The sequence below is a fragment of the Pseudomonas sp. R3-18-08 genome, assembly GCF_003852065.1.
GTDB lineage: Bacteria > Pseudomonadota > Gammaproteobacteria > Pseudomonadales > Pseudomonadaceae > Aquipseudomonas.
Genome location: NZ_CP027729.1, coordinates 672,312 through 685,892 on the forward strand (window position 1 = coordinate 672,312; position 13,581 = coordinate 685,892).

The following is a 13,581-nucleotide window of genomic DNA, read 5'->3' on the forward strand; positions in this document are numbered from 1 at the left end:
ACATGCAACTGATCCTTCTGGAAAAAGTCGCCAACCTGGGCAACCTGGGCGACAAAGTGAACGTTAAGGCCGGCTACGGTCGTAACTACCTGCTGCCATACGGCAAAGCCACCGCTGCAACCGCTGCCAACCTGGCTGCGTTTGAAGAGCGTCGTGCTGAGCTGGAAAAAGCAGCAGCAGACAAAAAAGCTTCGGCCGAAACTCGCGCTGCCCAACTGGCTGAGCTGGAAGTGACTATCACTGCCACCGCCGGTGACGAAGGCAAGCTGTTCGGTTCGATCGGCACCCACGACATCGCTGATGCACTGACCGCCTCCGGCGTTGAAGTGCAGAAGAGCGAAGTTCGCCTGCCGAACGGCACCATCCGCAACGTAGGCGAATTCGACGTAGCCGTGCACCTGCACGCCGAAGTTGAAGCCACCGTACGCGTTGTCGTGGTAGCAGCTTAAGCCGCACCTAACTGACTGGCACCTCGCGTGTCAGCCGGTTAACATCGGGCACGATCCTGTTTACAGGTCGTGCCTTTTGTTTTTCTACACACCCCTAAATTCCAAGTGGCCATGAACGAAATCTCCGCTCCTGAGCAATACGATCTGCAAACCGCTGCCCTGAAGGTGCCGCCGCATTCCATCGAGGCCGAACAGGCCGTGCTCGGTGGCTTGATGCTGGACAACAACGCCTGGGAACGCGTGCTGGATCAAGTCTCGGACGGGGATTTCTATCGTCATGACCACCGCCTGATCTTCCGTGCCATCGCCAAGCTGGCCGACCAGAACTCACCGATCGACGTGGTGACCCTGGCCGAGCAACTGGACAAGGAAGGCCAGACCTCCCAAGTCGGCGGCCTGGGTTACCTCGGCGAACTGGCGAAAAACACGCCGTCCGTCGCCAACATCAAAGCCTATGCGCAGATCGTCCGCGAGCGCGCCACCCTGCGCCAGTTGATCGGCATCAGCACTGAAATCGCCGACAGCGCCTTCAACCCCGAAGGCCGAACCGCCGCCGAGATCCTCGACGAAGCCGAGCGCCAGATCTTCCAGATCGCCGAAGCCCGCCCGAAAACCGGCGGCCCGGTCAGCGTCAACGACCTGCTGACCAAGGCCATCGACCGCATCGACACCTTGTTCAACACCGATGCCGCGATTACCGGTATTTCCACCGGCTACACCGACCTCGACGAGAAGACCAGCGGCCTGCAGCCGTCCGACTTGATCATCGTGGCCGGCCGTCCGTCGATGGGCAAGACCACCTTTGCGATGAACCTGGTGGAAAACGCCGTACTGCGCAGTGACAAGGCGGTGCTGGTGTACTCCCTCGAGATGCCAGGCGAATCGCTGATCATGCGTATGCTTTCGTCACTCGGCCGTATCGACCAGACCAAAGTGCGTTCCGGCCAGCTCGAGGATGACGATTGGCCGCGCCTGACCTCGGCGGTCAACCTGCTCAACGACCGTAAGCTGTTCATCGATGACACTGCCGGTATCAGCCCGTCCGAAATGCGCGCGCGCACCCGTCGCCTGGTGCGTGAACACGGCGACATTGCGTTGATCATGATCGACTACCTGCAGTTGATGCAGATTCCGGGTTCCAGCGGCGACAACCGCACCAACGAGATTTCCGAAATCTCTCGGTCCCTCAAGGCCCTGGCCAAGGAATTCAACTGCCCGGTAGTGGCGCTGTCCCAGCTCAACCGTTCCCTGGAGCAACGTCCCAACAAACGTCCGGTGAACTCCGACTTGCGTGAATCCGGCGCGATCGAGCAGGATGCCGACGTGATCATGTTCGTGTACCGCGACGAGGTGTATCACCCCGAAACCGAGCACAAAGGCATTGCCGAAATCATCATCGGCAAGCAGCGGAACGGGCCGATCGGCTTTATCCGCCTGGCGTTCATCGGTAAGTACACACGCTTTGAGAACCTTGCGCCGGGCAGCTACAACTTCGATGACGATGAGTAATCGGCTTCAGGCGTTTGCCTGAGGGAGCGCACCGAACAGCGCCCTCACCGTGGGCTCGTTGTATTGGTAATTCCAACGCAACTCGGCACCGGCAGGGATATCTTCACTGGCAAAGAATGCACTGAGGAAAAAGTTCTCCCTGGGTTGCTCAGCAATCTGTGTCGTGACGTTGAACCGCGCAACCTCTACGTTATAGCCCGTGGATGCCTGCCTGATCGGCAGATTTGCTTCGTACTCAAAAATCGTATTTATTCGCGAAAGTACGTTGTCACCCGACAAAATGACCGGCTGTGGTGCAGCGGGAATGGGTTCAAAAGGTTTGACGTCGATCAAATAGGGATCCTGCCGATAAGCCGCCACATAATACGGCACCAGTTCCCCGCCATAGACGCCGAGCGCCTCACCTTTTATCAACGGCTTCCTGCTTATGACGGTCTGCTCGCCGATCATCACTGCCTCCTGCACACACTTTTGGTGGGCCGCGGTGAAGGGTGTCACTTCTAGTTTGTCTTCATAGAGGCGTGCAACCCGTTCATACCCTTCCCACTGCAAAAAAGGCAGGATCAGCTCCTTGCTGAAAGTTTGATCGGACGTGAGCGATTTGCTGCGGATTTGTATGCTTCTGATCCGCAATGGGCGACCTGTTAAATCGCGCAGGGGGTAGCGGCCATTGTTGGCGCGATCATAAATGCGTCGATAGTTCTGGCTGTGTTGATAGCTTCGTGTGGACCGCATGGTCTCCATCTCCTTCGGCGTATACAGGCTGTTGACCGTGCCTTCTTCTGCTGAGTCGTATTCGCTGGATGAGTGCGCCGACTCAAACTCGTCGCTGAGCTCCATCAGCTCGCCCGACGGCGAAGCAGCCGCTTGCATGCCACCCATCAACCCCTGGCTGCTCGGATCGATATCCCAGCCACCGGCGGTTTTTGCGCGCAGATAGGGCCGGTAAGCCCTGAACGGGCTGCGGGCATCGATCAGTCGCCATTTCTGCCCTTCGGCTTTGACCTGAAAGTAGTTCCCGCCCTCCAGGACGTAATAGTGATAGCCACCGTTGGGCAGCGGGGCTGACTGATGGATACCATCAGCGCGCAGCGTCAGGCCTGCCGGGGCGGTTTGCGTGGCGAACAGTGGATCAAGCGCAATACCGAGGGTCTGCACTGGCGCCGTTGGGGCTAGCCGGGCGAGCGGCGGCAGCGGCGGTTTGGCGATCATTGCCAGGCTATGCTGGTGGATGGCTTGTTTGAGCGTGCCTGCATTCGACCCACGCAAAAGCACGCTGCGCTCGGCCTCGGTCAGCGTATGTTCCAGCGCGCTGAACAGCGTGCTCGGTGCATGCAGCTCTGTCGCCTCGGCGTCCTGCACGGCGTACTGTTCGCCCTGGCGGATCAGGATGTGACGCACACTGTCCTGTTCGCTGCCAATATGTCCCAGCAGCGGGCCGCTGTTATCATTCTCGTACACTTCGATGCGGCGTGCGCCTGGCCAGCCTGGCAACTGTTCCAGAGTGTGCAGCACCAGTGGCACGCTCTCGTTACTGCTCATCGAATCGAGAAAAATGCCTTTGTGGATGCGTGCGCTGCGCGCCACGTCGCTGTATTGGGTGGCTTCCCACTCTTGTGTTGACGGCAGTTTTTTCTCCTGGTGCAGGCGTTGCCGTTCCTGCGGGCTGAGGGTGGTTTCCATTTCTTCAAGGTGACGCTTGGACAGTTCGGGCATGGTTGGGCGAAGGTCCTGTTCAACTTGGCTGACGGGTTCCTCGCCGTGGCTATCGAGCAACGAAAACAGGCGCTGGCGTTGTGCCGGAACGCTTTCCTGCAGGCGTAAGGCAAGGTTTTCGACCGGGGTGAAATAGTCGATGTACAGCGCAGGTAGCAATTGATTGAATTCTTCCCGCGGCATCTGCTCCTCCAGTGCATGCAGCAGTTCGCCTTTTCTGAAGCGTGAAGCGCTCACCTCGATCGCGTTGGCGCCGCTACCGTGGCTGATCAGTACCTGTTGCCGTTCGTCGACGATTTTCAGCCGCCGGGTCGCAGGCCATTCCGGCAATGCACACACCAGGTGGAACTGGATGAAGGGGGACTGCGGTGTGACCTTAGTGCCTTCGGCGCGATCGAGGTTGAAGTCGGCGATCTCCTGGTCCAGGTTGAAGTGCTTGATCGTGTCCCGCAGCAACGGCGGCGGCCTCAGCATGTCCTGATGGAGCTCGCGCAGGCCGGCGCTGTCCATGCCGCCGAGCAGGAGGATCGGCTCAACGGCGGGCTGTTTGATCGTGGCTCCGTCAGGGCCCAGGCGTTGGATCAGCTTGAGGTCGTCCCAGTCGGCGGGGGTCTCATGCTCGACGCGCCATCCGCCGACAGAGTTGCCCCGCACGGGCGGCGCGTAGGCGTCGGGGTCGGTGGGGTGGGACAACTGCCATTGCTGGCTATCGGGCGCCCGTTGCAAGGCATGAACCTGATCATCGAGCTTCAGGTAATACCGCTGCGCGTGTTCATACAAACCTTGTTTATCCGCGACCAGGCTGTCGGGCAGCATCTTGGGATGCCGATAGGGGGTCAGGTCGGGGTTCCACAGGCGCAAGCCCTTGTTGGCCACGTGCACTTTCAGCAGTTTTACACCGAAGCCGGCGGTCTTGATCACGCCTGCGGTGGCGACAGCCATCGCGACGTCGTCCACCGCGTCGAGAAAGTCGTTCAAGGCCTCTTCGCTATCGCCGCGGCTCCAGGCGGCGAAGCCGTCATAGACGGTATTGAGCAACTGCAAGGCGCTGACGGCCAACAGCACTTCACCGACGATTGGAATGAATGACGCGGCAAAAAACAACAGTGACTTACCTAGTTCCAGATAGCCCTGCAGACGCTTTTGCCGGCTCATCAGGTCGACATCGGCAGTGGGCACGGCCAGGATGCGCGCGTCATTCCTGATCTGGATGATGCGTTGCGTAGCCATGTCCTGAAACACATGCGTACGGACCGGGGTCAGGTTGAGCCTGCTCTCCAGGTTCGGGCGCGCACTCGGCGACGGTCGCGGGGCCAAATGCAACAGGCTGCCCTGATGTTGCAGCGGTACCAGACGAGTGAAAAAAGCCAGGTACTGCGGCTGTTCCAGGCGTTCGGCCAGGCCGTGGTGGAGATCCTCCCAGGTTGGATGCAGGCGAAACGCCGCGCTGGGGTCCTGGGGTGTGTAGAGAACCATCGGCAGCCCGATCGCCGACGCCTGAATCACCATGACATTGGGCAGAACAACATCCTGGAGGGTCAAAAGGCTGCACCGTATGTCGATGTTATTTCCAGTGGTCTGGAGGCTGCGCAGCTGCAGAAACTGCCAGGTAGTGAACGCCTTCTGCAGGTAGGCGATATGCAGTGCGACCCCAAAGGCAAGCTGCTCTTGACTGGACAAGAGTTGCAGGACCTCGGCGGCGGTACGGGACGTGCCGGAGTTGGGCGCGGGTTCAAGCACGTTATCGATATGCGCGAGGTACTGGCTGCCGATATCCAGATTGCGGCAGACGCTGGCGAAGCGTGTCGCAGCAATAATGCTCAGCACTTCGCCGGTGGGGCCGGGATTGTAAATGGCGGTGCCGGTTTCCATGCCGCCGGTCTCGGCTTCGGTCGCTTCGAAATTCTGCAGGGCCGCTTCCAGCAGCGTCTGCCGGGTGGTGCGGGCGTGTGTACGGATCAGGCCCAGCAGATGATGGTTTTTCCATTCACGGGACAAGATGGCGTTCTCGTCGTCCTGCAAACCGAAAAACTCGGTTCGCAGGGTCTGGCGTAACAAAGGCCGGGCAAACTCCTCGGGGTTCTGCAGTTCATCCATCAGGGCCTTGAGGTCGTGCCTGGCCTGATTGCTGCTGATCAGGTCGCGGCGAAAATCGGCGAGCTGCGAAGCCGGCGCCTGGGTCAGCCAGGCTGGTAAGTTGGATTTGATAAATGCCTTGTGGGGCGATTGTGGCAAGGGACTGCTCATGGGCTAGGCCATCCGGAGTGATGATTGACCTGCCGCAGATTACCCATGGAATTTTCGATCAACGGTTAGCGGATTAGCCCCAGTGCCTTTTATAAAGGAGCTTAGTTTGCCGGCCCGCGAGCCTATGGCTTAAAAGCCGACCGCTATCGTCGGAATTGGTCAAAATTTGTGCTATATTCCGCGCCCGCGATTTTTCATCTCAACACCGGTCACCGTCATGCAAACAGCCAAGCCGTTATTTGACTATCCCAAGTACTGGGCCGAATGTTTCGGTCCTGCGCCATTCCTGCCGATGAGCAGGGAGGAGATGGATCAGCTTGGCTGGGATTCATGCGACATCATCATCGTCACCGGTGATGCCTACGTTGACCATCCGTCGTTCGGCATGGCGATCATCGGCCGGCTGTTGGAGTCCCAGGGCTTTCGCGTCGGGATCATTGCCCAGCCGAACTGGCAGTCCAAAGACGACTTCATGAAGCTCGGCGAGCCGAACCTGTTTTTCGGCGTCGCGGCCGGCAACATGGACTCGATGATCAACCGCTACACCGCCGACAAGAAAATCCGTTCCGACGACGCCTACACCCCAGGCGGCATGGCCGGCAAACGCCCGGACCGCGCCAGCCTGGTGTACAGCCAGCGCTGCAAGGAGGCCTACAAGAACGTGCCGATCGTGCTCGGCGGCATCGAAGCGTCCCTGCGCCGCATCGCTCACTATGACTACTGGCAGGACCGCGTGCGCAACTCGATCCTGATCGACGCCACCGCCGATATCCTGCTGTACGGCAACGCCGAGCGCGCGATTGTCGAAGTCGCCCAGCGCCTGTCGTGGGGCCACAAGATCGAAGACATCACCGATGTGCGCGGCACCGCGTTCATCCGCCGCGACACCCCGGCCGGCTGGTACGAAGTGGACTCCACGCGCATCGACCGTCCGGGCAAGGTCGACAAGATCATCAACCCGTACGTCAATACCCAGGACACCCAGGCTTGCGCTATCGAGCAAGAGAAAGGCCCTGTCGACGATCCGGAAGAAGCCAAGGTCGTGCAGATCCTGGCCAGCCCGCGCATGACCCGCGACAAGACCGTGATCCGCCTGCCGTCGGTGGAAAAAGTCCGTGGCGACGCGGTGCTCTATGCTCACGCCAACCGCGTATTGCACCTGGAAACCAACCCGGGCAACGCCCGCGCCCTGGTGCAGAAGCACGGTGAAGTAGACGTGTGGTTCAACCCGCCGCCCATTCCCATGACCACTGAAGAAATGGACTACGTGTTCGGCATGCCGTACGCCCGCGTACCGCACCCGGCGTATGGCAAGGAGAAGATTCCGGCCTACGACATGATCCGTTTCTCGGTGAATATCATGCGTGGCTGCTTCGGCGGCTGCACCTTCTGCTCGATCACCGAGCACGAAGGCCGCATCATCCAGAACCGTTCCGAAGAGTCGATCATTCGCGAAATCGAAGAGATCCGCGACAAGGTGCCGGGCTTTACCGGGGTGATTTCCGACCTCGGCGGCCCGACCGCAAACATGTACCGCATCGCCTGCAAGAGCCCGGAAATCGAATCCGCGTGCCGCAAGCCGTCGTGCGTGTTCCCCGGCATCTGCCCGAACCTGAACACCGACCACTCCTCCTTGATCCAGCTGTACCGCAGCGCCCGTGCGTTGCCGGGTGTGAAGAAAATCCTGATTGCCTCCGGCCTGCGCTATGACCTGGCCGTCGAGTCGCCGGAATATGTGAAAGAGCTGGTCACCCACCACGTTGGCGGCTACCTGAAGATCGCCCCGGAACACACCGAGGAAGGTCCGCTCAACCAGATGATGAAACCGGGCATCGGCAGCTATGACAAGTTCAAGCGCATGTTCGAGAAGTACACCAAGGAAGCCGGCAAGGAACAGTACCTGATCCCGTACTTCATCGCCGCCCACCCCGGCACCACCGATGAAGACATGATGAACCTGGCCCTGTGGCTCAAGGGCAACGGCTTCCGCGCCGACCAGGTGCAGGCGTTCTACCCGTCGCCTATGGCCACCGCCACCGCGATGTACCACTCGGGCAAGAACCCGCTGCGCAAGGTCACCTACAAGAGCGACGCGGTGACCATCGTCAAGAGCGAAGAGCAGCGCCGTCTGCACAAGGCGTTCCTGCGCTACCACGACCCGAAAGGCTGGCCGATGCTGCGTGAAGCGCTGACCCGCATGGGTCGCGCCGACCTGATCGGGCCGGGCAAGGACCAACTGATCCCGCTGCACCAGCCGTCCACCGACAGCTACCAGAGCGCCCGTCGCAAGAACTCGACGCCGGCCGGCAGCCACAAGGTCGCCAAGGAAGCCACCACCAAAATCCTCACCCAGCACACCGGCCTGCCACCCCGTGGCAGCGACGGCAGCAACCCGTGGGACAAGCGTGAACAAGCCAAGGCAGCGGCCCAGGCGCGAAACAAGCAGGCGGCGAAGGAACGTACCGATGCGGCGAAGGGCAAAGGCGGCAAGCCTGCGCGTAAGCCGGTTGTGCCGCGTTGATTGCAGCGTGAATATGCAAAACGCCAGCCTCGTGCTGGCGTTTTGCTTTCTGGCCGGTGGTGAGCCTGTTTGGTAAGGTGGCGGGCATTGGATCCCTATCGGGAGCAAGCCCCCTCCCACATTCTGACCTGTGAATACATTCAAAATGTGGGAGGGGGCTTGCTCCCGATAGCGCCCGTCCAGTCCCCACCCAAACCAAGGAAGAACGCCCCATGAGCAACCCCCTGCTCACCATCGGCATGGACTCCAACCGCTCCCAGTTCATGGCGCGCCAGCGTATTGAGAGCCAGATCAACCTGCCGCGCCTGTTTGCAGCCATCGATGGCGACCCCGGGATCGTCGGCGCTGGCGTCGTCTATATCGACGCCGACCTTAATGTGGTCACCCTGCGCGAATTCAAGCCGATTTGCAGTATCAAGCCCAAGCGCATCATTTTACGCGAGGCGCAGAAGTACATTTCGCCTGCCCAGTTTGTGGAACAGGTGAAGACAGATCCCCGTGAAGGGCGCCTCCAGAAGGAGGCATTTGATATGGGTCTTTCCTGCGGCGCAGCGGTGATCGGTTGGATCGTGGTGTTCAGCGGCAGCGTCGCCGTTCCGTTCACAGCCGGTGCCAGCGCTTTTGTCGTGGGCATTGGCATTACGGCAGCGCTGGCCAGCAGCGCCCAATGCGGGTTTGGTGTTGCGCGTACCTATAACGAAGTGCTTGATCCAGATGCCAACGACCGCATGGACGACGCCGAATGGTATGGCGCGGTTTCACCCATCCTCGATGCGGCCTCGCTGGTGGGTATCGGCACGGGGGCCTTGACCACGGTTAGGCTGCTCAAGGCCAACAAGGCCGCCGCGTTGGGTAAGAGTTGGTATGAACTGCTCAAGGGCCTGAGCCGTCAGGAGCGCAAGAAGTTGACCAGGGAGTTGCTCAGCCTGCGCGATCCGAGCCTGACGCCCAAGTTACTCAAGCTGCAGCAGCGCGCCGGCAAGCTGACCAAGAGCTACAGCTCCACCGAAATCCGTCACGCCACCCTGACCCAATTGAAAGATGCGCTGGGCGGCCTATTGGGTATCACCGGTAGCTATCGAACAGGGCATGTCGGTACGGCCAGCACCATTGCGATTGGCTTGTACGAGGATTTGACCGAATGAGCGGCTTCCCCGATATGCGCAGTTTTCTCGCCCGTTATTTTCCGGTGTTCATGGGGACTGTTTTCATGGCGATCTTCTCCGGCTCAGTTGCCGTTTCCACGGCGGGCGTGACCTATTTGCGTGGGGTAGAGCCAGCGCTCAAGTCCAATTATTCCGGGGCTGCGATCCTGCTGCTGGTGGCGGTGCTGGTGTTTGGCAACGTGATGATCGCGCGTGGCTATCCCTGGGCGGCCAGGCTGGTGGCGGGATACCTCGGCGCATGCCTGTTGTTCGTCTTGCCGATGATTCAGTACGACCTCAATCGCCTGGTGTACGGCTCGGCGGTGTTATTCCCTCTGCTGGGGTTGCTGTTGCTCAACAGCAAGCGCCATCGCGAAATGCGTCAGCGGCTACTTGAAATTCGCCACCTGCGCCAAGCCCTCGGCGCCAGGCACAAGGCCCCATGACTGGGTAGATTCGCCACCTCCCTCCAAGGGTTCGCCACAAATATGTGCGGCGGTCGCACCACGGAACGTACGATGGCGTTGTTTTGGTGCTGTACTGCACCGGGTCCCACGATTAAGCGCAATGACTGCCGCTCTGGCATAAGTCTTGCGCGCGTTGTGCCCATGCCCTGGCTCGCAGGAGGCCGCCGTGTCGATTCATGTCGCGTTGCACCACGTTACGCATTACCGCTACGACCGCGCAGTCGAACTCGGCCCGCAGATTGTGCGCTTGCGCCCGGCTGCCCACAGCCGCACGCGGATTTTGTCCTATGCGCTGAAAGTGCTGCCCGAGCAGCATTTCATCAACTGGCAGCAGGACCCCCAGGGCAACTACCTGGCGCGTTTGGTGTTTCCGGAAAAGACTGACCAACTGCGCATCGAAGTCGATCTGGTCGCCGAGATGGCGGTATTCAACCCTTTCGACTTTTTCCTCGAGCCCTACGCCGAGAACATCCCTTTCAGCTACGCCGCCGATGAGCAGCGCGAGCTGGCGCCCTACCTGGAAACCTTGCCGCTGACGCCGAGGTTTGCCGCCTACCTGGCCGGTATCGACCGTACGCCGTTGCCGGCCGTGGATTTCCTGGTCGGGCTCAACCAGCGCCTGGCCGCCGATATCGGCTACCTGATCCGCATGGAACCGGGCGTGCAAACCCCGGAATTCACCCTGGAAAACGCCTCGGGCTCGTGCCGCGATTCGGCCTGGCTGCTGGTGCAACTGCTGCGCAACCTGGGGCTGGCGGCGCGGTTTGTCTCTGGCTACCTGATCCAGCTCACCGCCGACGTCAAAGCCCTGGATGGCCCCTCCGGTACCGAAGTGGACTTCACCGACCTGCACGCCTGGTGCGAGGTGTATCTACCCGGCGCTGGCTGGATCGGCCTGGATGCCACCTCCGGGCTGTTCGCCGGTGAGGGGCATATCCCGTTGGCCTGTAGTCCAGATCCGTCGTCCGCCGCACCAATCAGTGGGCTGGTGGAACCGTGCGAGTGCGAATTCACCCACGAAATGTCGGTAGAGCGGATTTGGGAGGCCCCGAGGGTCACCAAGCCCTACACCGAAGAGCAGTGGCTGGCGATCCAGGCCCTGGGTCGGCAGATCGATGGTGACCTGCTCAGGGACGATGTGCGCCTGACCATGGGCGGCGAACCGACATTCGTCTCCATCGACGACCCCGACGGCGCCGAGTGGAACACCGCCGCCCTGGGGCCGGACAAACGCCGCCTGTCCGCTGAACTGTTCCAGCGCCTGCGCAAGCACTACGCGCCGCAGGGCCTGGTGCACTTCGGCCAGGGCAAGTGGTATCCCGGCGAGCAATTGCCGCGCTGGTCGCTTAACTGCTACTGGCGCCGCGATGGGGTGCCGATCTGGCACAACAGTGCGCTGATCGCCGATGAGCAAGCAGACTATGGCGCGGATGGCCCGTTGGCCGGGCGCTTCCTGGCCAGCGTCGCCGAACGCCTCAAGCTGCCGGCGCACTTTGTGTTTCCGGCGTTCGAAGACAACTTCTATTACCTTTGGCGCGAAGGTGCGCTACCGCAAAACGTCAGCGCCCAGGACCCGCGCCTGAGTGACGATCTGGAGCGCGAACGCCTGCGAAAAGTCTTCGGCCAAGGCCTGGATAAAATCATCGGCCAGGTGCTGCCGCTGGCGCGCACTGCCGCCAATGATCGCTGGCAGAGCGGGCGCTGGTACCTGCGCGACGATCACTGTCGCCTGGTGCCCGGCGATTCGCCGTTGGGTTATCGGCTGCCGTTGGCCTCGCAGCCCTGGGTGACGGCGGCGGAATATCCGTTCGTGCATCCGACCGACCCGAATCAGGATCAACCGCAACTGCCCAGCACCGCGCAATTGCAAAGCCATGGCGAGCCCGCGCCGAGTGAGGAGCGTGAGCCACAGCTGGATGAATCCGCCGACTGGCTGACCCGCACCGCGCTGTGTGCCGAAGCACGGGAAGGGCGCCTCTATCTGTTCATGCCGCCGCTGGAGCGCGTGGAAGACTATCTGGAGTTGGTGACGGCCATCGAGGCCACCGCTGAAGAACTGCATTGTCCGGTGTTGCTGGAGGGCTATGAGCCGCCGGCCGATACGCGCCTGAGCAACTTTCGCGTCACGCCGGACCCTGGCGTGATCGAGGTCAACGTGCAGCCGTCCGCCACCTGGGACGAGTTGGTGGAACGCACCGAGTTTCTTTACGAAGAGGCGCGGCAAACCCGCCTGACCACGGAAAAATTCATGATCGACGGCCGCCACACCGGCACCGGCGGCGGCAACCATTTCGTGTTGGGCGGCGCGACACCCAAGGACTCACCGTTCCTGCGCCGGCCCGACCTGCTGCGCAGCCTGATCAGTTACTGGCACAACCATCCATCGTTGTCCTATCTGTTTTCCGGCCTGTTTATCGGCCCGACGTCCCAGGCGCCACGGGTGGATGAAGCGCGCAACGACGCACTGTATGAGCTGGAAATCGCCTTTGCGCAAATGCCCGCGCCGGGCGAAGAATGCCCGCCCTGGCTGGTCGACCGGCTGCTGCGCAACCTGCTGATCGACGTGACGGGCAATACCCATCGTGCCGAGTTCTGCATCGACAAGCTCTATTCCCCCGACGGCGCCACCGGCCGTCTGGGCCTGTTGGAACTGCGCGCATTTGAAATGCCGCCCCATGCGCGCATGAGCCTCACCCAGCAGTTGCTGTTGCGGGCGCTGGTCGCGCGTTTCTGGCGTGAACCTTACGCGCCACCGAAGCTGGCGCGCTGGGGCACCGAACTGCATGACCGCTATTTGCTGCCGCACTTTATCGAACAGGATTTCGCGGATGTGATCGTCGAGCTCAACGCCGCCGGTTATCCGCTGCGCGCCGAGTGGTTTGCCGCGCACCTGGAATTCCGATTCCCCAAGGTCGGCGACTATGCCGTCAGTGGCATCGAACTGGAACTGCGCCAGGCCCTGGAACCCTGGCATGTGCTGGGCGAGGAGGGCGCGGTGGGCGGCACGGTGCGTTATGTGGATTCGTCCCTGGAACGCCTGCAGGTGAAATTAAGCGGCTTGCCGGCGCAACGCTATCTGCTGACCTGCAACGGCATCCCGGTGCCGCTGCAGCCCACCGGCCGCGTCGGCGAGTTCGTCGCCGGCGTGCGTTACCGCGCCTGGCAGCCGTCCAACTGCCTGCAACCGACCATCGCCGTGCATGCGCCGTTGGTGTTCGACCTGCTGGACACCTGGATGCAGCGCTCGCTGGGCGGCTGCCAATATCATGTAGCCCACCCGGGCGGGCGCAATTACGACAGCTTGCCGGTGAATGCCAATGAAGCCGAGAGCCGGCGGATGGCGCGGTTTTTCCGCTTGGGGCATAGTCCAGGCAAACTGGATGTGCCAACTGTAGTGGTGAACGATGAATTGCCAATGACCCTGGATTTACGCCGCTTCCCCAATAAAAATGATTGAACGCGATCCAAATGTGGGAGGGGGCTTGCTCCCGATGGCGGTCTGTCAGTCAGAATATCTGTTGCTGATC

Annotated in this window: 7 protein-coding genes; 6 read left to right on the forward strand and 1 reads right to left on the reverse strand. The window is 61.0% G+C overall.

Features of this window, described 5'->3' with window-relative positions; translation table 11 throughout:
• The first annotated feature begins 2 nt into the window (after positions 1-2).
• Positions 3-449, forward strand: a complete 447-nt coding sequence (gene rplI, locus C4J92_RS02950) for a 50S ribosomal protein L9 (RefSeq protein WP_003171376.1) — start codon at positions 3-5, stop codon at positions 447-449.
• Between the two features lie 111 nt (positions 450-560).
• The gene (gene dnaB / locus C4J92_RS02955; protein ID WP_003188079.1) at positions 561-1,958 is read left to right on the forward strand and encodes a replicative DNA helicase; all 1,398 of its coding nucleotides are present in this window, start codon (positions 561-563) and stop codon (positions 1,956-1,958) included.
• Positions 1,959-1,964: 6 nt separating this feature from the next.
• Here dnaB and C4J92_RS02960 read toward each other — a convergent pair whose 3' ends face one another.
• Positions 1,965-5,771 carry a dermonecrotic toxin domain-containing protein gene (locus C4J92_RS02960; RefSeq protein WP_256657447.1) on the reverse strand — a complete coding sequence of 1,269 codons (3,807 nt, stop codon included), beginning with the start codon at positions 5,769-5,771 and terminating at the stop codon, positions 1,965-1,967.
• 367 nt (positions 5,772-6,138) lie between these two features.
• Between C4J92_RS02960 and C4J92_RS02965 the strand changes: the two genes are divergently transcribed.
• From C4J92_RS02965 to C4J92_RS02980, 4 genes are all read left to right on the forward strand, one after another.
• The gene (locus C4J92_RS02965; protein ID WP_124402900.1) at positions 6,139-8,442 is read left to right on the forward strand and encodes a YgiQ family radical SAM protein; all 2,304 of its coding nucleotides are present in this window, start codon (positions 6,139-6,141) and stop codon (positions 8,440-8,442) included.
• A gap of 212 nt (positions 8,443-8,654) precedes the next feature.
• On the forward strand, positions 8,655-9,587 hold the full coding sequence (locus C4J92_RS02970) for an NAD synthetase (RefSeq protein WP_124402901.1): 933 nt from the start codon (positions 8,655-8,657) through the stop codon (positions 9,585-9,587).
• The gene (locus tag C4J92_RS02975) at positions 9,584-10,033 is read left to right on the forward strand and encodes a hypothetical protein (RefSeq protein WP_124402902.1); all 450 of its coding nucleotides are present in this window, start codon (positions 9,584-9,586) and stop codon (positions 10,031-10,033) included. Before C4J92_RS02970 ends, C4J92_RS02975 begins: the two co-directional genes overlap by 4 nt.
• A 187-nt stretch (positions 10,034-10,220) precedes the next feature.
• Positions 10,221-13,511 carry a DUF2126 domain-containing protein gene (locus C4J92_RS02980; protein WP_124402903.1) on the forward strand — a complete coding sequence of 1,097 codons (3,291 nt, stop codon included), beginning with the start codon at positions 10,221-10,223 and terminating at the stop codon, positions 13,509-13,511.
• Positions 13,512-13,581 lie beyond the last annotated feature (70 nt).